Annotated in this window: 18 protein-coding genes; 11 read left to right on the top strand and 7 right to left on the bottom strand. The window is 64.7% G+C overall.

Annotated features, from left to right (window positions below; all coding sequences use genetic code 11):
- The first annotated feature begins 74 nt into the window (after nt 1-74).
- The 11 genes from CH271_RS14840 (at nt 75) to CH271_RS14790 (ending at nt 9,810) form a co-directional block, all read left to right on the top strand.
- Entirely contained in the window at nt 75-1,274 is a 1,200-nt protein-coding gene (locus CH271_RS14840; protein WP_094634089.1) for a thiolase family protein, read from the top strand.
- Nucleotides 1,271-1,993, top strand: a complete 723-nt coding sequence (locus CH271_RS14835) for an enoyl-CoA hydratase/isomerase family protein (RefSeq protein ID WP_094634088.1) — start codon at nt 1,271-1,273, stop codon at nt 1,991-1,993. The genes CH271_RS14840 and CH271_RS14835 overlap by 4 nt, the downstream gene beginning before the upstream one ends.
- Nucleotides 1,990-2,841, top strand: a complete 852-nt coding sequence (locus CH271_RS14830) for a 3-hydroxyacyl-CoA dehydrogenase family protein (RefSeq protein WP_094634087.1) — start codon at nt 1,990-1,992, stop codon at nt 2,839-2,841. Before CH271_RS14835 ends, CH271_RS14830 begins: the two co-directional genes overlap by 4 nt.
- A complete protein-coding gene (locus CH271_RS14825) occupies nt 2,838-3,608 on the top strand; it encodes an enoyl-CoA hydratase/isomerase family protein (protein ID WP_094634086.1) in 771 nt (256 codons plus the stop codon). The genes CH271_RS14830 and CH271_RS14825 overlap by 4 nt, the downstream gene beginning before the upstream one ends.
- Before the next feature lie 121 nt (nt 3,609-3,729).
- A complete protein-coding gene (gene paaA, locus CH271_RS14820; RefSeq protein WP_008712389.1) occupies nt 3,730-4,677 on the top strand; it encodes a 1,2-phenylacetyl-CoA epoxidase subunit PaaA in 948 nt (315 codons plus the stop codon).
- On the top strand, nt 4,674-5,036 hold the full coding sequence (gene paaB, locus CH271_RS14815; protein ID WP_032404451.1) for a 1,2-phenylacetyl-CoA epoxidase subunit PaaB: 363 nt from the start codon (nt 4,674-4,676) through the stop codon (nt 5,034-5,036). The genes paaA and paaB overlap by 4 nt, the downstream gene beginning before the upstream one ends.
- 28 nt (nt 5,037-5,064) lie before the next feature.
- On the top strand, nt 5,065-5,982 hold the full coding sequence (gene paaC / locus CH271_RS14810; RefSeq protein WP_094634085.1) for a 1,2-phenylacetyl-CoA epoxidase subunit PaaC: 918 nt from the start codon (nt 5,065-5,067) through the stop codon (nt 5,980-5,982).
- 41 nt (nt 5,983-6,023) lie between these two features.
- Complete coding sequence (gene paaD / locus CH271_RS14805; protein WP_094634118.1) at nt 6,024-6,485, top strand: 1,2-phenylacetyl-CoA epoxidase subunit PaaD; 462 nt, start codon at nt 6,024-6,026, stop codon at nt 6,483-6,485.
- Nucleotides 6,485-7,579: a 1,2-phenylacetyl-CoA epoxidase subunit PaaE gene (gene paaE / locus CH271_RS14800; protein ID WP_094634084.1), complete on the top strand. Its 1,095-nt coding sequence runs from the start codon at nt 6,485-6,487 to the stop codon at nt 7,577-7,579. Before paaD ends, paaE begins: the two co-directional genes overlap by 1 nt.
- Before the next feature lie 16 nt (nt 7,580-7,595).
- The gene (gene paaK, locus CH271_RS14795; protein ID WP_094634083.1) at nt 7,596-8,903 is read left to right on the top strand and encodes a phenylacetate--CoA ligase PaaK; all 1,308 of its coding nucleotides are present in this window, start codon (nt 7,596-7,598) and stop codon (nt 8,901-8,903) included.
- A 1-nt stretch (nt 8,904) separates the two neighbouring features.
- Nucleotides 8,905-9,810 carry a helix-turn-helix domain-containing protein gene (locus CH271_RS14790; RefSeq protein WP_094634082.1) on the top strand — a complete coding sequence of 302 codons (906 nt, stop codon included), beginning with the start codon at nt 8,905-8,907 and terminating at the stop codon, nt 9,808-9,810.
- Between the two features lie 10 nt (nt 9,811-9,820).
- Here CH271_RS14790 and CH271_RS14785 read toward each other — a convergent pair whose 3' ends face one another.
- The 7 genes from CH271_RS14785 to CH271_RS14755 all read right to left on the bottom strand — a co-directional run bounded on the left by CH271_RS14785 (nt 9,821) and on the right by CH271_RS14755 (nt 19,458).
- Entirely contained in the window at nt 9,821-11,056 is a 1,236-nt protein-coding gene (locus tag CH271_RS14785) for an acyl-CoA dehydrogenase family protein (RefSeq protein WP_094634081.1), read from the bottom strand.
- A gap of 115 nt (nt 11,057-11,171) precedes the next feature.
- Nucleotides 11,172-12,119: a helix-turn-helix domain-containing protein gene (locus tag CH271_RS14780; RefSeq protein WP_170945868.1), complete on the bottom strand. Its 948-nt coding sequence runs from the start codon at nt 12,117-12,119 to the stop codon at nt 11,172-11,174.
- Nucleotides 12,120-12,239: 120 nt separating this feature from the next.
- On the bottom strand, nt 12,240-13,769 hold the full coding sequence (locus CH271_RS14775; protein ID WP_094634079.1) for a GMC family oxidoreductase: 1,530 nt from the start codon (nt 13,767-13,769) through the stop codon (nt 12,240-12,242).
- A 102-nt stretch (nt 13,770-13,871) separates the two neighbouring features.
- Nucleotides 13,872-15,581, bottom strand: a complete 1,710-nt coding sequence (locus CH271_RS14770) for an amidohydrolase (protein WP_094634078.1) — start codon at nt 15,579-15,581, stop codon at nt 13,872-13,874.
- A gap of 22 nt (nt 15,582-15,603) precedes the next feature.
- Nucleotides 15,604-16,089, bottom strand: coding sequence for a hypothetical protein (locus CH271_RS14765; RefSeq protein ID WP_143546060.1), 486 nt, complete (start codon nt 16,087-16,089; stop codon nt 15,604-15,606).
- A gap of 11 nt (nt 16,090-16,100) precedes the next feature.
- The gene (locus tag CH271_RS14760; RefSeq protein ID WP_094634076.1) at nt 16,101-17,519 is read right to left on the bottom strand and encodes an APC family permease; all 1,419 of its coding nucleotides are present in this window, start codon (nt 17,517-17,519) and stop codon (nt 16,101-16,103) included.
- Complete coding sequence (locus tag CH271_RS14755; protein ID WP_094634075.1) at nt 17,512-19,458, bottom strand: primary-amine oxidase; 1,947 nt, start codon at nt 19,456-19,458, stop codon at nt 17,512-17,514. The genes CH271_RS14760 and CH271_RS14755 overlap by 8 nt, the downstream gene beginning before the upstream one ends.
- Nucleotides 19,459-19,533: the final 75 nt, after the last annotated feature.

The following is a 19,533-nucleotide window of genomic DNA, read 5'->3' as shown; positions in this document are numbered from 1 at the left end:
CCGTGTGCAGCAAACCTTGCCAAACGACCGAATGTTCGGTTATTAATGACGCAACCGTACGAAGGAGATCTCCAGTGGGCGAAGTATTTCTCGTTGCCGGCGCACGCACCCCGCACGGACGCTATGGCGGAGCCCTTGCCTCGGTGCGTCCCGACGACCTGGCCGGGCTGGTCGTCGCCGAGGCGGTCCGGCGAGCGGGTGTGCCCGTCGACCGGATCGATGAAGTGATTCTGGGCGCCGCGAACCAGGCAGGCGAGGACAATCGAGACGTAGCGAGAATGGCGGTTCTGCTCGCAGGACTCCCCCACACGGTGCCGGGTTACACCGTCAATCGACTGTGCGCGAGCGGACTGACGGCAGTGGCCAACGCCGCGAGCACCATTCGTAGCGGCGAGGCCGACATCATCGTCGCCGGTGGCGTCGAGTCGATGACCCGCGCACCCTGGGTCATGGCCAAGCCGGGAACCGCGTGGGCCAAGCCGGGCGAGATCTTCGATACCTCCCTCGGCTGGCGCTTCACCAATCCGACCTTCGCCGCGCACGACGCGGGGACCGATCCCAAGATCACTCTGTCGATGGGCGAAACCGCCGAGGAGGTCGCGCTCAGCGAGGGCATCACCCGCGAGGAGTCCGATGCCTTCGCATTCCGCAGTCAGCAGCGTGCCATCGCCGCCCAGGATGCCGGACGCTTCGCCGACGAGATCGTGCCCGTCACGACCAAGAACGGCGAGGTCACCGAGGACGAGACACCGCGACGCGGAACCACACTCGAGAAGCTCGGCACGCTGAAGACCGTGTTCCGCAAGAACGGCATCGTCACCGCCGGAACGTCCTCACCGTTCACCGACGGTGCGTCGGCGCTGGTGGTGGCCTCCGAGGAGGCCGTGAACAAGTACGGCCTCGAGGTACGGGGCCGCATCGTCACCAGTGCGAGCGCAGGCATCGCACCGCACATCATGGGACTCGGGCCGGTGCCGTCCACACAGAAGGCACTCGCTCGCGCCGGGTGGTCTGCCGACGACCTCGGTGCCGTCGAGCTCAACGAGGCCTTCGCGGCGCAGTCACTCGGCGTCATCCGCCAGTTGAAACTGAACGAGGACATCGTCAATGCCGACGGCGGGGCCATCGCCCTCGGCCACCCCCTCGGCTCGTCGGGTGCCCGAATCCTGTTGACGCTGTTGGGCCGCATGGAACGTGAGAAGGCGTCCCGCGGGCTCGCGACGCTCTGCGTCGGCGTCGGGCAAGGCGTGTCGATGTTGATCGAGGCACCGTGAACACACTTGTCGTGGAGGAGCTGACTGACCGCGTTGTCGTCACCCTGAATCGCGAGAAGCAGCGCAACGCAATCGATTCCGAGATGATCGGCGAGCTGCACGAGGTGTGCGGGCTCGTGGAGCAGGATCCGAAAATCGTCATCCTGACCGGCGCGGGCGAGCACTTCGCCGGCGGTGCCGACATCAATCAGCTGCGGGCCCGCACCCGCGACGACGCATTGCGCGGCATCAACCGCAACCTGTTCGACCGCATCGCCGCACTGCCCCTGCCGACCATTGCTGCGGTGCGCGGCTACGCCCTCGGGGGCGGAGCCGAGCTGTCCTACGCCTGCGACATCCGTATCGCGTCGCCGACGGCCGTGTTCGGCAATCCCGAACCGGGCCTGGGCATCATGGCTGCCGCCGGGGCCAGCTACCGGTTGCCGACACTGGTGGGAGTGTCCGTCGCCAAGCAGGTACTCCTCGGTGGCCGGACGCTCGACGCAGAGGTGGCACTCCGCTCCGGCCTGGTGCTGGACGTCGTCGACGAGCCTTTGGCCGCAGCGCATTCCCTCGCGGATCGCATTGCCAAGCAAGCACCGCTGGCACTGAAGCTGACCAAGAAGATTCTCGATGCGCCCGGTTCGCACCCGTGGGCCGACGACATCGCGCAGGCTGTTCTGTTCGAGACCGAAGACAAACAACGCCGAATGACGGCATTTCTGGAGAAGAAGAAATGACAGCTCCTCGCGCAGTAGGTGTAGTCGGTGGCGGCCGCATGGGTGCAGGTATCGCGCAGGTGTTCGCGGCCCTCGGTTCCACCGTCGTCATCGCCGAAGCCGCCGACCAACAAGCAGCCCTCGGCCGAGTCTCGACCGGACTCGACCGGGCGCACGAGCGCGGCAAACTCAGCGAGGATCCCGCTGCGATTCTCGCCCGGGTCTCCACCGTCGCCGGGCCCGCGGAACTCCCGGCCGACCTCGACCTGATTGTCGAAGCGGTGCCCGAGATCCCGTCGCTCAAGGTCGAGGTGTTGGCTCTGATAGACAAAGTCGCATCCGACAACACGGTCATCGCGTCGAACACGAGCTCGATCTCCATCGCCGAACTCGGCGCAGCACTAAGTGATCCGAGCCGCTTCATCGGGATGCACTTCTTCAACCCGGTTCCGGCGTCGACTCTCGTCGAGATCGTGCGCGCGCCTGCCACCTCCCCCGACGTGGTGGAGCGAGTACAGCAGTGGGTGTCGCTCCTGGGCAAGACCGAGGTGCTCGTCAACGACTCACCCGGCTTCGCTACCTCGCGCCTCGGAGTGTGCCTCGGGCTCGAAGCCATTCGCATGTTGGAGGAAGGCGTCGCCGACGCCGAATCCATCGATCGCGCCATGGAACTCGGCTACAAGCACCCGATGGGTCCGCTGCGATCGACCGACCTCGTGGGGTTGGACGTTCGGCTCGCGATCGCAGAACACCTGGCGTCGACCCTCGGCGACAGGTTCACTCCCCCGCAGTTGTTGCGAGACATGGTTGCTCGCGGCGACATCGGACGCAAGTCCGGTCGCGGCTTTCACGATTGGACGAACGCATGACAGTACGGTTCGACGTCGCCGACGGCTTGGCGACCATCACCCTCGCTCGCCCCGAGGCGCACAACGCCCTCGACGTCGCGACGAAGGTCGCGTTGGCGGAGGCCGTTCAGAGCGCCGCTGCACCCGAGGTGCGCGCCGTGCTGATCACCGCCGAAGGCAAGAACTTCTGTGTCGGCCAGGATCTCGGTGAGCACGTCTCCGCACTCGAAGCCGATCCGGCCACGGCGATGGACACCGTCGGCGAGCACTACAACCCGGTGATTCGAGGACTCGCTGCCCTCGAAGTTCCGATCGTCGTCGCGATCCCCGGCGCATGCGTCGGCGCAGGCCTCGGGATCGCACTGGCCGGGGACATCCGAGTGGCCGGTACCAAGTCGTCGTTCGCGACGGCATTCACCGGCATCGGCTTGGCCAGCGACTCGGGATTGAGCTACACGTTGGTCGAGGCACTGGGATCGAGCCGAGCCGCGGGCCTGATGCTGCTCGGCGACAAGGCCACCGCCGCACAGGCCCTCGACTGGGGCCTTGTGCATCGCGTCGTCGACGATGCGGATGTTCTCGAGACAGCGCGCACACTGGCCGCGTCACTCGCAGCCGGACCGACCCAGGCCTACAAACAGGTCAAGGCACTGATCGCTCGATCCGGACTGTCCGACGCACTGGACCGCGAGGCGCAGGCGCAGACCGCCCTGGGCCAGACGCAGGACCACAAAGCGGCTGTCGACGCGTTCCTTGTCAAGAAGAGAGCCTCCTTCGTCGGCATGTGAGCGGAAACTCGATCCCTGCTACGAAGTTCCGCGCACCTGCGGCGCAGCCGCTCTTGTGCGCGGAGCTGCACTCGAGGCATACTGGTTACCAACCGATCATTCGGTAATGAAAGTAGGACTTATGACCACGTCAAACACCCTGTCCGCCGAGACGCTGCAGGACGGGTTCGACGAGACCATCGCCCGTGAGCAGCGCGTCGAGCCTCGTGACTGGATGCCCGACGGCTACCGCAAGTCGCTCATTCGCCAGATCGCTCAGCACGCGCACTCCGAGATCATCGGAATGCAGCCGGAGGGCAACTGGCTCACCCGTGCGCCGTCGCTGCGCCGCAAGGCGATCCTGATGGCCAAGGTGCAGGACGAGGCCGGTCACGGTCTCTACCTCTACTCCGCCGCGGAAACGCTCGGAGCGGACCGCGCCGACCTGACGGTCAAGCTCATCGAGGGCAAGCAGAAGTACTCCTCGATCTTCAACTACCCCACCCTGACGTACGCCGACGTGGGCACCATCGGCTGGCTGGTCGACGGTGCGGCGATCTGTAACCAGGTTCCCCTGTGCCGCAGCAGCTTCGGTCCGTACGCACGCGCGATGATCCGGGTCTGCAAGGAAGAATCGTTCCACCAGCGCCAGGGCTACGAACTGCTCGCCACGATGATGCGCGGCACCGACGAACAGCGCGCCATGGTTCAGGAATCGGTCAACCGCTGGTGGTGGCCGGCTCTGATGATGTTCGGCCCGCCGGACGACGAGTCCCCCAACACCGAGCAGTCGATGAAGTGGGGCATCAAGCGCCACACCAACGACGAACTGCGCCAACGCTTCGTCGACATGTCCATCCCGCAGGCGAAGGCTCTCGGAGTCACGTTCCCCGACCCGGACCTGAAGTGGAACGAGGAGCGCAAGTCGCACGATTTCGGCGAGCCCGACTGGTCCGAGTTCATGCAGGTGATCAAGGGCAACGGTGCCTCCAACGTCGAGCGCATCGCGAACCGGCGCGCAGCTCACGACGGCGGAGCCTGGGTCCGTGAGGCCGCAACCGCATTCGCCGAAAGGAACGCAGCATCATGACCGAATTCACCGCCGAGGGCGGCCACGGAGCGGTGCCCACCGAGGGTGTTCCGGTCGAGCCGAAAAGGGAAGCCGTCAAGGCAGATTGGCCCCTGTACGAAGTGTTCCTGCGCGGCAAGCGCGGCCTGAACCACGTGCATGTCGGATCGCTCCACGCTGCCGACGACCACATGGCGCTGCGGCATGCTCGCGACGTCTACACGCGACGCAACGAAGGCGTCAGCATCTGGGTCGTTCCGTCCAACTCGATCGTCGCGTCGTCTCCGTCGGAGAAGGATCCGTTCTTCGCACCGAGTGGCGACAAGGTGTACCGCCACCCGACGTTCTACGAGATCCCCGACAACGTTCCCCACATGTGAGACCCACACTTCAAGAGGACAAGCACTCATGACTGATCACGACAGCGCCTACGAGGGCCTCGTCGACGAGGACTCGCACGGGCAGTGGGCATTCGGGACGAGCTTCGACGACCCGCTCGCCGGAGTCGACACCACCGTGCCCGACGACGTCGACCTGAAAGCCCTTGCCGCGTACTGCCTCATGCTCGGCGACGATGCGCTGATCAGCTCGCAACGCCTCGCCGAGTGGAGCACCCGCGCACCGGAACTCGAAGAAGAAGTGGCACTGGCCAACGTCGGCCTCGATCTCCTCGGCCAGGCCCGGCTACTGCTGGCCCGCGCCGCCAAAGCCGACCCGACGGTCGTGCCGTTCATCGCGGACACCTCGCCCGCACCGGCCGAGGATGCACTCTCGTTCTTCCGCGACGACGCCGACTTCCGGAACGTGCGACTCACCGAGCTCGACAATGGAGACTTCGCGAAATCCCAGGTTCGCCTGCTGGTGTTCTCGACGTGGCGGCTCGCCGTCTTCACTCGCCTGCAGGAATCCCGGGATCCCGTTCTCGCCGCGGTTGCGAGCAAGGGCGTCAAAGAGCTGACCTACCACCGTGATTACGCGGCTCGCTGGGTCGTCACCCTGGGTTGCGGAACCGATGAATCGAAGCGACGTGTCCGCGAGGCCGTGACGCGAATCTGGCCGTACGTCTCCGAACTGTTCGTCCCGACGGACGAGGAAATCGCGCTGGCTGGGGTCGGTGTCGCCGTCGATCCCCGTGACGTGCGCGAGGAGTTCGATTCCATTCTGGCGCAGGTACTTCACGCCGCAGAGCTGGACGCCCCCGAGGGCAAGTCCGTGGGCACCATCGGTGGCCGCGGGGGCCGGCGCGGAATCCACACCGAAGCGTTCGGGCCGCTGATCGCCGAGATGCAGGTCGTGGCGAGAGCGCATCCGGAGGGGGTCTGGTGACCACACTCGAGAAAACCGCACGCGAGATCGCCGCGACCGTCATGGATCCCGAAATGCCACTGCTCACTCTCGACGATCTCGGCGTCCTGCGCGACGTCGAAGTACGCGAGAACGGCAGTGTGCTCGTCACCATCACCCCGACGTACTCCGGCTGCCCCGCGATGGCGACGATGCGCGACGACATCGCCCACAAGCTCCAGGATCACGGCTACGCGGATGTCGAGATCGTCACCAGCCTCTCCCCCGCATGGAGCACCGACTGGATCTCCGAGGAGGGCCTGCGCAAACTTCGCGAGACCGGTTACTCCACACCGGGACCGGCTCCTGCTCGTACCTCCGGCCCGGTTCCGTTGACCCTGAACGTGAAGCCGCGCCGAATCGACTGCCCTCGGTGCGGTTCCGCGAACACCCGCCTCACATCCGAATTCGGCGCAACGCTGTGCAAAGCCCAGTACCGGTGCGACGACTGCCTCGAACCCTTCGACCACGTGAAGGAAATCTGATGACCGTCACTGCCGAGCCGGAACTGAAGAACCTGCGCAACAAGCCCTTCCACACGTTGACCGTCGCCGACGTCGAATCGCTCTGCGACGACGCCGTCGCCGTCACGTTCGATGTGCCCGATGAGCTGCGTGCGGAGTTCGATTTCAAGCCGGGTCAGTCGCTGATGCTCAGCCGGACCGTCGACGGTATCGAGCACCGTCGCTCTTATTCGATCTGCGCCCCGGCCGGCGCGCGTCCCCGGGTCGGCGTCCGTGAGGTCTCCGACGGCCTGTTCTCCTCGTGGCTCGTCCACGAGGTCAAGGCCGGCGACCGTATCGACGTCCAGGGCCCCACCGGCAATTTCCACGCGGATCCGGCTACGGCCGGCAGGCACGTTCTCATCGCGGCCGGCTCGGGCATCACCCCGATGCTGTCGATTGCAGCCTCGGTCCTGACCAACCCCGACGCCGAAGTGGTTCTGCTGTACGGTAATCGGCGGACGCGAACGGTGATGTTCGCCGAGGAGATCGCGGACCTGAAGGACCAGTACGGCAGCCGGTTCGACGTCATTCACGTCCTGTCCAGGGAGCCGCGCGAGGTCGAACTGTTCAGCGGAAGACTCGACGCCGAACGACTGCGCGAGATACTCGACACCGTCGTCGCCACACCGGATATCGATCATTTCTGGTTGTGTGGCCCGTTCGGGATGGTCACCGATGCCCGACAGGTCCTCGGAGACCTCGGTGTGGCGAAGACCAGCATCCACGCCGAGCTGTTCTATGTCGACGACGTGCCCCCGCCGCAGGAGAAGCACCGCGAGCCCGGCATCACCGGGCCCAGCAGCGAGGTCACGATCATCCTCGACGGACGTGAGGTGAAAGGTGCACTGCCTCAGGACGAGTCGATCCTCGATTCGGCCGAGCAGCTGCGCTCCGATCTCCCCTTCGCGTGCAAGGGCGGCGTGTGCGGCACCTGCCGCGCGAAGGTCACCTTCGGCGACGTCGACATGCGCCGCAACTACGCGCTTGAGGACAACGAAGTCGACGCCGGCTTCGTGCTCACCTGCCAGACCTTCCCCGTCAGCGACACCGTGACCGTCGACTTCGACGCCTGAGACCGAGAGAACCCTCATGACCAGTGTGCTGTCCACCCCCACCGACACCCCCGACATCGAGTTCGCCTCGCGAGACCGGATATCCACCCTTCAGCTGGAGCGCCTGCAGTGGTCGCTGCAGCATGCGTACGACAACGTTGCTCATTACAAGAAGGCCTTCGACGACGCCGGTGTGCACCCGACTGATCTGAAGGATCTGTCGGATCTCGCGAAGTTCCCCTTCACCGCCAAGAAGGATCTACGCGAGAACTACCCGTTCGGGATGTTCGCGGTGCCGCAGGACAAGGTTTCGCGCATCCACGCGTCCTCGGGAACAACCGGCAAAGCCACGGTCGTCGGCTACACCGCGAACGACATCAGCAACTGGGCCGACCTGATCGCCCGCAGTCTCCGGGCCGGTGGCGTCAAGCCGTCGGACAAGGTGCACGTCGCCTACGGCTACGGCCTCTTCACCGGCGGTCTCGGCGCACACTACGGTGCAGAACGACTGGGCTGCACAGTGATTCCGATGTCCGGTGGCATGACCGATCGTCAGATCCAGCTGATCGAGGACTTCGAGCCCGACGCCATCATGGTGACACCGTCGTACATGCTCACGATCGTGGACGCGATGGTCAAGAAGGGCATCGACCCGGCCAAGACCTCGCTGAAGACCGGCGTCTTCGGCGCGGAACCCTGGACCGAGGAGATGCGCAAGGAGATCGAGAAGACTCTCGACATGGACGCCGTCGACATCTACGGCCTGTCCGAGGTCATGGGACCGGGCGTCGCAATGGAATGCGTCGAAACCAAGGACGGACTCCACATCTGGGAGGATCATTTCTACCCGGAGGTCATCGACCCGGTGACCGGCGAGGTTCTGCCCGACGGTGAGGAGGGTGAATTGGTGTTCACGTCCTTGTCCAAGGAGGCGATGCCGATCATCCGGTACCGCACCCGCGATCTGACGCGACTGCTGCCAGGTACGGCTCGCACGATGCGTCGGATGCAGAAGGTCACCGGCCGCACCGACGACATGATCATTCTGCGTGGCGTCAATCTCTTCCCGACTCAGATCGAGGAGCTGATTCTCACCGTTCCCGCCCTCGCTCCGCAGTTCCAGTGCGTGCTCGAACGCGCCGGACGCATGGACACCCTGACCGTCCTCGTCGAAGCCCGCCCCGACGCCGCGCTCGACACGCATCCGATGGCGGCGGCAACGCTGAAGAAGCTCGTCAAGGATCGCATCGGCGTCAGCGTTGGAGTCGACGTCGTGGCACCGGCCGCCCTCGAACGGTCCATCGGCAAGGCCCGCAGGCTGATCGACAACCGCCCGGCCGTATGACATGAGCCCGGTGGCACAGGATTTCGAGCACTGGCGCGAGAACGTCTCCACGGCGTTCGTGCCGCTCGACGCTGTGTCCACCGGGCCGTCGTCGTTCGAGGGCACTCTGGTGTCGTCGACTCTGGGATCGCTGCAACTGAGTGAGGTTGCGGGCCGTGAGGTCGATGTCCGGCGCACTCGTGCCACCATCAAGCGTGCCGATCCCGGCTTGATCAAGGTCGGCCTTCAGCTGAGCGGATCCGGGACGATCGTGCAGAACGATCGGGAGGCCGTACTGCATCCGGGCGACTTCGCGGTGTACGACACCAGCGCGCCGTACGATCTGCATTTCGCCGGGGACTTCGCGATGTTCGTGGTGATGTTCCCACGCGAGGCACTGCACCTGGCCTCTCGCGAGTTGACGACCGTCGCCGCCCGTCGAATCGACGGCGATCACGGTGTGGGCGCGCTGGTGTCGCCGTTCCTGCACGGGCTGCGCCGCACCACCGTCGACGGAACACTGCCGACGGCACCGATGCTCGAGAACGCGGTACTCGATCTGCTGTGCGCCGCCCTCGACGATGCTGCACCCGACTACGCACCGGGTTCCACGCTGCTGCTCGAGGCCAAGAGTCTCGTCGAGTCACATCTCGACGATCCGACGCTCTCCACCGCCACTCTCGCTGCGCGACTGCACATCTCGGTACGGTACCTACAGAAACTCTTCGAGGCCGACGGTCGCACGGTGGCGGGCTGGATCAGATCCAGGCGACTCGATCGGTGCCACCGCGATCTCCGCGACCCCCGTTTCGCCGCAGACAGTATCGGAACCATCTGCGCGCGTCACGGTTTGATCGATTCCTCCAACTTCTCGAAACTGTTCAAGGAGACCTACGGCATGTCGCCGCGCGCGTATCGCGCCGGGTGAGCGGGAGCCCTCACGCCATCCCGGACGCAGCGAGTGGGTCCCATCCAACAGTTCGCATCACGTCGTGCATCTGCCGACGACGTACACCGGTATTACTGCCCTCGATGATCGGGTACGCAGTGGCGTCCGCCAGATACCGCAGTATCGGGAAGCTCGGGTTGTACGCCTCGACGCCGACGATCTTGACCAGGTCGTTGATGACCGCGACCGCGGTCTCGGATCCGAAGATCTTGGCGTGCAGAGCCATTTCGAGTGCGCTCGGATGTTGTGACATCACCGCGTCGAGCGCGCGCCACGACAGCAGTCGAACCGCTTCGATCTTGCCTTTCGCGTCGGTGAGCACGTCGGCGACCGCTTGATGGTCGATGATCGGCACCGGCCCGCCCCTCTTCTCCGACGTGGCGAACGCAAATGCCGCAGCGAAGGCCTGGCGCATGGCGGCGACGGAGAACGTTCCGATCGATGCACCGCTCGCCAAGAATGCGTTGCGAGTCAGTTGCACTCCCTGCCCTTCCTCCCCGATCAGGTTGGACTTCGGGACGCGGACGTTGTCGAATCTGACGCGTGAGGTCAGGCACCCCTTGAGGCCGGGTAGGTCGTACACCTCTTCCACCGAGAAACCGGTCGCGAGCTGTTCGCGCTCGACGACGATGATCGAGACGCCACCGGGAGTCCGACACACGACCGTCATGATGTCGGGTCCCGATCCGTCCCACCCTCCCAGATGTGACGCCCAGACCTTCTCGCCGTCGAGAACCCAGTGATCGCCGTCGAGAATTGCGGTTGTCCGGGTCCCTTCGGCAGGCGGCGGCGCGTCGAAATTGGCACTGCCACCGGGTTCGCTGTACGCCATGGCAGCCACCGGGCTGCCGGCGTCGACCAGGAACGGCGCGACGAAACGGGCGATCTGCTCCGGGGTCCCGGCCTCGTACACCGGAGCCAGAGCTATCAGGGGACCCGCCAGACTGATCGTGAAATCTGGACTGGCAGAGGCGAATTCTTCGACGAACAGCGCTGCGTCCACACCGCTCGAGGCGAGTCCACCGAACGGAATCGGAATCAAGCCTTTCAGAAATCCCGCTTCCACCGCTTTCTCGAATACCGGTCGGGCCAACAGAGCGCGTTCGAGTGGGTCCGGCGTGGATCGCACCTGTGCGGACAGGTCGTGGAGATAGGTGTCGGCGAACTGACGCGCGCCCTTCTTCAGTGCTTCCTGCTGGTCGGTGAGATCGAAACTGATGGGCATGGGGCGTCCTCTTCCAGTCGGCGAGTTGCAGACTCCCATTTCACCGCCGGAGCACTCCGATGGTCTTGCTGTGCAGCGCAAGACTATGTGCTGTGTGCGCAACGTCCCCGGGTCCTCACGCCGAGCGGCGCGCCTGTGCCCGATAGTCGCGTGCAGACATCGAGTACTGCTGTCGGAAGGCCCTACTGAACGAGCTCGCATCGACCATGCCGTGGCGAATCGCAATCCGCGAGATACCGGCCGAGTTGTTCGGATCTCTCAGCACAGCGGCGATCGCAGCCAGTCGGTGCTCACGCAACACCGTGGCAAACGACGCTCCCTTGGAAAAGGCGTAGTGGACGGTCCGCGGCGACACCGACAACGCGCGCGCGACAACCGAAACGGACAACTCTGGGTCACCCAGATGCGTGCGGATGTATTCGGTCGCCGCCGCTGTGATCGCGCTCGACGAGTCTGCGGCAGTCCCCCACGTTTCACCGAGAACTGCCGCAACAGTGGCATAGAAAGCGCGCTCGAGATGTAAGCCTGACGACGTCGACTCATCCGGGGCGAGCTCCCACAGAGCTTTCATTATCGACGTCAGTGCCAGGCCGGTACCCGCACACGTATCCAACGGACGTCCGATCGTCGGTGCCTGCGGTAGGCCCGACTGCGCCAGGCAGCTGTGCGGGACCTGGTAGGACATGACGCGCCAGGGACCCTCGTAGTCGAACCAGTACGGACGAGTGGTGTCCACAACGGTGAATTGACCGGGCACGACATTGACGGCACCTGCAGATTCCGTGCGAACCCGACAGGTACCGGCCAATTGGACGTTCACGAAGTAGACGCCCTCACCGGTGTGCGCTACTTCCTTCTCTCCGTGCGCGATGCGTTGCCCTACGGACTCGAGCACGGCGCGATTGGTCGACCCGAGTGGCCTCAATTCGACGCGGGCATCAAAACCGCCGTCGACGATCGACTCGGTCTCGGGTGTGAGCGGAGTGAACTCACGGCAGATCACCTCCCGCCACACCTCGAATCGATCGCTTCGACGGTGGGTGGACAAATCGTGCACGACCATGTCGACTCCGCTCGAATACCGATGACCTCCGCACGAGGCATGCACCATCCATGGTGACGTCACTGCACTTCGGTGACGTCACCTCCACGTTTCGCGGGTGCAACAAGCCTGTCCGGTCCCCTAGCTTCCCAGGATCAGATCCGAGGCCCTCTCTCCCACCATGATGGATGGCGCGTTGGTGTTGCCCGACGGCACCGTGGGCATGATCGACGCGTCCGCGACCCGCAGTCCGTCGACGCCACGAACTCGAAGATCCGCTCCGACAACAGCATTGGCATCCGAGTCCGCACCCATCTTGCAGGTGCCGACCTGGTGGTGATAGGTACCGGCGGTTTGGCGAACATATGCCCGCAGGTCGTCGCGTGTACGCGCACTCGGTCCCGGAACCACCTCGGCCTTCCGCCACGGCGCGAACGCGTCGGACGCACCGATCTCGCGGCAGATCTCCACCGCGTCGACCATCGCTTCGAGGTCGTACGGATCGGCCAGAATGTTCGGATCCGCCAGCGGTAGCTCGCTCGGATCGGAGGACGCCAGCCGGAGCGTGCCGCGCGAGCGCGGAGCCACGATTCCGGGGGCGATCGTGTAACCGTTCTCGGGCACCGGGTACCCGTCGGCGGGGTACGGAATGTGCATGAACAGCGGCTGCAGATCGGGGGCAGCGCCGGCCCATCCGGTGCTGCGGGCATACAGCTGTGCCTCGAGCAGGTTGTTGGTTCCGGCGGCGAGCGGCTCGATCGACTCGTAGATGTTGCTGAGCAGCAGGTGATCGTGCAGATTCTCACCCACACCCGGCAGGTCGACGACCGTGTCGATTCCGAGTGCCGCGAGGTGCGAGGCTGGACCGATTCCACTGAGCAGCAATGCCTTCGGAGAGCCGAGGGCACCGCCGCACAGGACGACCTCGTGATCGGCGAACGCTCGCTGTGGTTCGGCATCGCCTCGGCTGAACTCGATTCCCACAGCTCGGCCGTTCTCGAGCACCACGCGATGAACGAGCGCTCCGGTGGTGACGGTCAGATCGGGATTGTCGAGCACCGGGCCGACGAAGCTCTTCCACGCACTCATCCGCTCCCCGTCGCGAGTGGTGGTGTGGTTGTAGCCGGCACCCACCATCTCGTCGGCGTTGAAGTCGTCGATCAGCTTGTGTCCGTGTTCGACGGCCGCGTCGACGAAGGCCGCTGCCAGCGGGTGCGGGGTTCCCATGATCGACACCGGCAGCGGGCCGTCGCCGCCGTGGAACTCGTTGGCACCGAGTTCGTGTGACTCCGAGCGCTTGAACAGCGGCAGCACGTTCTCCCACGACCATCCGGTGTCACCGGTGGCGGCGGCCCAGCCATCGTAGTCGCTGGAATGCCCACGCACGTAGATCATTCCGTTGAGGGACGAGCTGCCGCCGAGTACCCGCCCGCGGGGCCAGAAGATCCGGCGATCGTTGGCGTGCTTCTGCGGGGTGGTGAACAGCCCCCAGTCCTGCGACCCGCCCAGCAGCGTCGGCCAGCCCTGAGGTGAGTGGATCGCCGGGTCGGTATCCACGGGACCTGCCTCGATCACGTGGACGGTATGTCCCGCGTCGAGAAGCCTCCTAGCGATGACACTTCCCGCCGAACCTGCTCCCACTACGATGTAATCCGTCGAATTCGTCGACATGCGCTGCTTCTTTCTGTTGTGACCGTCGACACAACAATCGCCGATCACCGCGACGGAAACATGTAGCTGAGCGCACACATTCTGGGCCAGACGCGCCCTCGCTCAGTGGTCGAGCCAGGTGGAGCTGCGGAATACCTCCACACCTCCGACCACGGTCGAGACAACCTCGACCGAGGGAATATCGTGCGGATCCATGACCGTCAGATCACCGTCCAGAATGCACAGGTCGGCTACTTTTCCCGGCTCGAGTGAGCCCTTCCAGTCCTCCGCGAAGTCCTGCCACGCCGGGTTGATCGTGTAGGTCCGCACGGCGTCGGCCAATCCGATGGTCTGCTCCGGCCCACTGACCCGGCCGGATGCCCGGCTCTCCCGCAGCATCATCGTCGAGATGCCCTGACGCCAGTCCGGTGTGGTGACCGGCGCATCCGACGAGCTCATAAGGGCCACGCCCGACTCGATCGCACTGCGGTACGGCCACTCGTACGCTGCTCTCTCGACCCCGACGACGCCCTCCTCCAAGTCCGCGATCGTCCACTTGATCGTCGGATTCATGTTGACGCCGATGTTGTGCTCGGCCAGCCGGGCAAGAGTCTGTGCACTGATGAAATCGCCGTGGATGAGGTAGTGCCGCGCGTCGTCACGCGGATGGGACGATTGCGCCGCGATCAATGCGTCGGCGACCGTGTCGATGGCTCTGTCACCGGTGACGTGCACGCCGATCTGATGACCGGCCTCGTGCCCGATCCGGATCATCTCGGTCACCTCGTGCACCCGACGCTCGTCGGTGTCACCACCCACGCAGAGTGATCCGCACCCGCCACCGACGTACTCCTCGTGCATCCACGCCGTCTTGCTGGGCGGGATACCGTCGGCGAACACCTTCACGCCGAGGATCCGAAACATGCGCGGATCCGCGGTCGACGGCGGTTCGATGGTGCTGAGGTTCTTCTCGAATTCTTCTGCAGTTCCGCTCATTCCGGTGGGCAGCATCAGCGCCGAGACGCGAATGCCGAGGTCACCTGCCGCGGCGAGGTCGGCGTAGATCGACAGGCCCTCCTCACCCATCGCACCGCCGGCCAGATCTTCGCCGCCCGGCCCGAGAGCTGGGTCGGTGAAGCTGGTGATTCCTTCCCGCTGCAGGATGGAGATCGCGGATCGTACTGCTTCCGTTCGCCGTTCGCGTGTCAGCTTCGGCAGGGCAGACTGAACGAGACTCTGCGCCCCCTCCTGCAGGATGCCGATCAGTCGGCCCGATGCGTCCGTCGGCATCACTCCCCCGTCCGGCACGGCCGTCTTCTCGTCCACCCCCGCGTGTTGGAGAGCGACGGTGTTCACCCACGAGACGTGCCGGGAGAAGTCCTGCAGGAACACCGGGTTGTCGGGCGAGACAGAGTCGAGATCGAATCGCGTCGGTCGCACTGCGGAGTCGGCTACGCACTCCTCCAGATAGCCTTCGTCCCAGCCTGTTCCGACGATCCACTCTCCGGGCTCCGCTTTCGCCACCGCGCCGGCCACCGCGTCGACCACGTCGGCGATCGATCGAACGGTCGGAAAGCTCAGGTCGAGCGACAGCGGTGGGGTGTCCAGTCCGAACGCCACCGCGTGCAGGTGCGAATCGTTGATGCCCGGCAGAACGGTCTTGCCTGCGAGATCGACTGTCACGGTTCGCGGCCCGACGAACGCCTCTATGTCGGTATCGGTTCCGGCGGCCAGAACAACGCCGTCGGCGATCGCGAGCGCACTCGCGATCGTGAAATCCGTGTCCACGACGAACACTGCGCCGTTGCGATAGACGATGTCTGCTGTAGTCATTGTTGTCTCCTGGATAGTGGAATCAGATAGCTACGGGTGCCATTCCGATGATCATGAGAAGGGAACCGGCCGCGGCCCGTCGGCCCGAGCGGTTCCGGTGAAACATGTAGAGCGTCGATCCGATCCACACTGCGAGTAGGGCCACTACGACGAGACCCGGATCGAGACCTGGTCCATGGCGATGCATCGGAGCCGCCGGGGCCGCCTCGGCTGCCGAATGGGTATGGACCGAGGGCATGAGCAACAGCAGGACAGCCATACAGGTCAGGTCGACGACGCATGGACCCGACGGCGACGGCCGCGAAATGCCTGTGGTCACATACAGAGCCGCCACGATGAGTGCAAGACTCGCCACCATTGCGATGGTGGAATCCATACCGAACGCCACCATGGCCGCCATGACGGTGCCCATGCACAGGTGTGCCCACCGCACCCGCCCCGTGTGGTTGCCGCGTCCGAGCAGCGGAAGAACAGCACCCACTGCACCGAACGCCATCAGCACCGTCATGACCATCGGTGTCAGCCCGTCGGCTCGAGATCGAGGGCGCGAGATCCAGCCAGCCGAGCCACGAGGAGCCCGCCGACGAAGAACACCGCAACGACGATCAACAGCAAGGCGGCCAGCACTTCGGAACCACCGATCAACAGCGTGAAATTGTCCAACACGAGACCGAGGATCGCCGCGAGCCCCAGGGTTCCGAGCGCCGGGGCGACAAGGGTGTGCCAGGTGCGCGCATCCACGCTCGATCGACGGAAGAACGCGATGATCGCGGCACCCGTCAGGATCATCAGAACCAGGATGCTCACGGTCGCCAGTCCAGACATCCAGGTGAACAGCTGCAACACCGGGTCGGCTCCTGCGGCCGCGAAGACAACAAGAACCACCGTCGCCGAGACAGTTTGGAACAGCGACCCCATGTGCGGCGAGCCGTGCCGAGAGTGCGTGCGCGCCAGCATCGACGGGGCGACACCTTTGCGAGCGAGCGCGAAGACGTACCGGCCGATGGCGTTGTGGAACGCGAGAAGGGCGGCGAAGAGACTGGTGACCAACATTATTTCCATGATGTCCGCCGACATCGGGCCCAAGTACTGGGCTGCAGCCGTGAAGGTCAATCCCGCCGTGTCGTCGGCAGCGGCCTGCGCGACGGACGCACTGCCGAAGGCGAGTACCACGGCCCAACTCGACACCGCATACACCAATCCGATGGTGACGACGGCGGCGTAGGTCGCGATCGGAACGGTCCGAGTGGGGTTACGTGCCTCCTCACCGTAGATCGCGGTGGCCTCGAAACCGATGAACGACGCAATGGCGAACATCAGGGCGATTCCCGGGGATCCGCTGAAGAAGGCCGAGGGCGTGAAGGATTCGACGTCGATGCCGGCGGCACCGCCCTTGGCGAACACCGCGATCGACAGGATCACGATGATGCCGATCTCGAGCACCAGCAGGACCCCGAGCACCTTGGCACCGAGATCGATGCTGCGGTAGCCGAGCAGCGCCACGATCGCGACGAGCCCGAGCGCCCACAACCACCACGGCAGGTCGGGACCGCCGTACTTCACGACCAGGCTGTCGACGGTCGATGCAGCGAGGCCGTAGATGCCCGCCTGAATGGCGGTGTACGTCAGCAGCGCCAGACCCGCGGCACCGAGGCCCATGGTTCTCCCCAGCCCCTTCTCCACGTAGGCGTAGAACGCACCGGTGTCCACCATGTGTCGGCTCATGGCCGCGTAGCCGACGCTGAAGATCAGCAGGACGATCGCCGCGACGATGTAGGCGAGCGGAGCGCCTGCACCGTTGCCCGTCGCGATCATGACCGGCAGAGCACCACCGATGGCGGTCAACGGTGCCGCAGCGGCGATGACCAAGAACACGATCCCGACGACGCCGATGGAACCGCGCAGTGCGCCTGCCGAATTCGACTGTGTTTCAGACATTCTGCTCACCGCCTGCGCAACTGGAGACGGCACAGTGCGTAGACGTCGAGCGCGGCACATCGAGGGTGGGGTTGCGGTCGAAGAACCCCGAGGGCTTGAGCTTGAACCCGGTGTAGTCCACCGGCATGATCGGCCAGTCCTCCGGTCTCGGGAAGTGGGTGAGCCCGAACGTGTGCCACAGCACGATGTCCTCGTCGACGAGGCTACGGTTCGATGCTACGAATGCCGGCAGCCCGGCTCCCCCATGATGCTGGTTGACGAAGTCACCTGCGGCATAACGTTCGCTCCGGTCGAACTGCGTCACCCACAGATGCTTGGTGGCGAACGTGGCCCGTCGTGCGATCGACGAGTTGTCATCGGCCAGCAGCAGCGGCTGACCCTCGGGGTGCAGCGTGTATCCGACGGGCTTTCCGAGCCGGCTCAACGAGGTGGGATTGGTGACGTGCCAGACGCGGCCGACCGTGCCGTCGGCGACGCGTTGGGCCTCGGATTCGGTGCCGAGCGGGGTGTGTTGCAGGGCAAAGGCATTGCCGTGCAGGTTGTCCGGCCCCATCGGCACCCGGCGGGTCTCGATCTCCTCGACGGAGTTGCCGATGCCGTCGACCATCATGTCGAGTCGCGCACTGAACAGGTGCTGGTGGCACGGCGCTCCGAGTCCAGGGGCGATCTCTGTTGCGTAGGGGTAGTCACCACCGGGATGCCCGGAGGTGAAGACGATTCCGGTTGCCTTGACCTCGAATTCGATGGTGCCGTCGAGGTACAGGTACCAGAAGAAGCCGTAGTCGTAGTTACCGATGGTGGTGAAGAAGGAGATCACAAGTCGGCGCTGGCGGCGGGTCTCGTGCGAGCCCGACCACAGATCGGTGTGCTTCCACAGCACCCCGAAGTCCTCCTCGTGCATACACACGGCATTGGTCAGCGTCTTCGGATTGCCGAATTCGTTTGCGATCACAGCATCGAAATACGTGATGTCCCCGACGCAGTCGCAGCCGAGTTCGAGTGAATTCGCATACCGTCCCACCAGATACTCACCGGTGTCGAAGTAGTTCTGCCACGACCGAACGGGCGATGGATCGCCATAAGGGACAACCATTTCAGCGATCGATGCGCGATGGATGATCGGGCGAACGGTACCCCCGTCCTCGAAGCCGATCTGGTGCAGTACCAAACCTTCTCGGACGTCGAAACCGACGCGGAACGACCACTTCTCCCAGTCGACAAGATTGCCTCGTACCGTGAAGCTAGGACCCTCGGGTTGAGTGATCTCGATCGGCTTCTGTGTAGTGCGCAGCAGGCCGGTGACGGACAGATCGTCGAAGTTTCCCGATTCCTCAGGGATGGGGACCGCACCGAGATCGACGACCTTGTCCACCGTCCGGTTCATCACGTCGACGAACGCGACCAGCCCGTCGATGGGATGCGCCCACGCGTGATCCGCGGGGTGGTCCTGACGAAAGGCCAAGCCGCGCAGTATGCGTCGGCCATGCTCGCCCGGGTAGTCGAATACGCCTGCCGACAGGGGTGCCACTCGAACGTTTGCCACGTCCAGTCCGCGGGCGGCCAACGCGGCAAGCCAGTCCGGGTCGGTGGAGAGCACACTCTCGACGAGCTCGAATTCCTCGTCGAGCACCGGCATCTGGCCGTCACGAATCGCGTCGAGCCGGGTGGAGCCGATCACCTGACGCTCATCGATGGAGACGAGAAGGTCGACGGCATCGGGTGTCGAGATGTCGTGCAACAGCACCCGAAAGGTGCGTCGGGTGGACGGTTCGGCGACATACAACTCGGCCTTGTCCGGTTCGTCCAGTCCGACGTAGACGAACCGCGTTGCGGCGGTGACGAATCCGGCGGCGTCGACGATGCCTCGAACCTGTGCGATCTCGTCTTCGGTGGGCATCGACAAGGCGTGGTCGATTGCGTGGGGCGTGAGGGTTGGCATGGATGTTCCTCGAGGTCGGGTGTTGGTTCTACAGACGTTGAATAACGAAGGCATGCGGGACCATGAGTCGCCCGC

Source organism: Rhodococcus sp. 05-340-2 (genome assembly GCF_002258915.1).
GTDB lineage: Bacteria > Actinomycetota > Actinomycetes > Mycobacteriales > Mycobacteriaceae > Rhodococcoides.
This window is presented reverse-complemented; position numbering and strand designations above follow the sequence as displayed.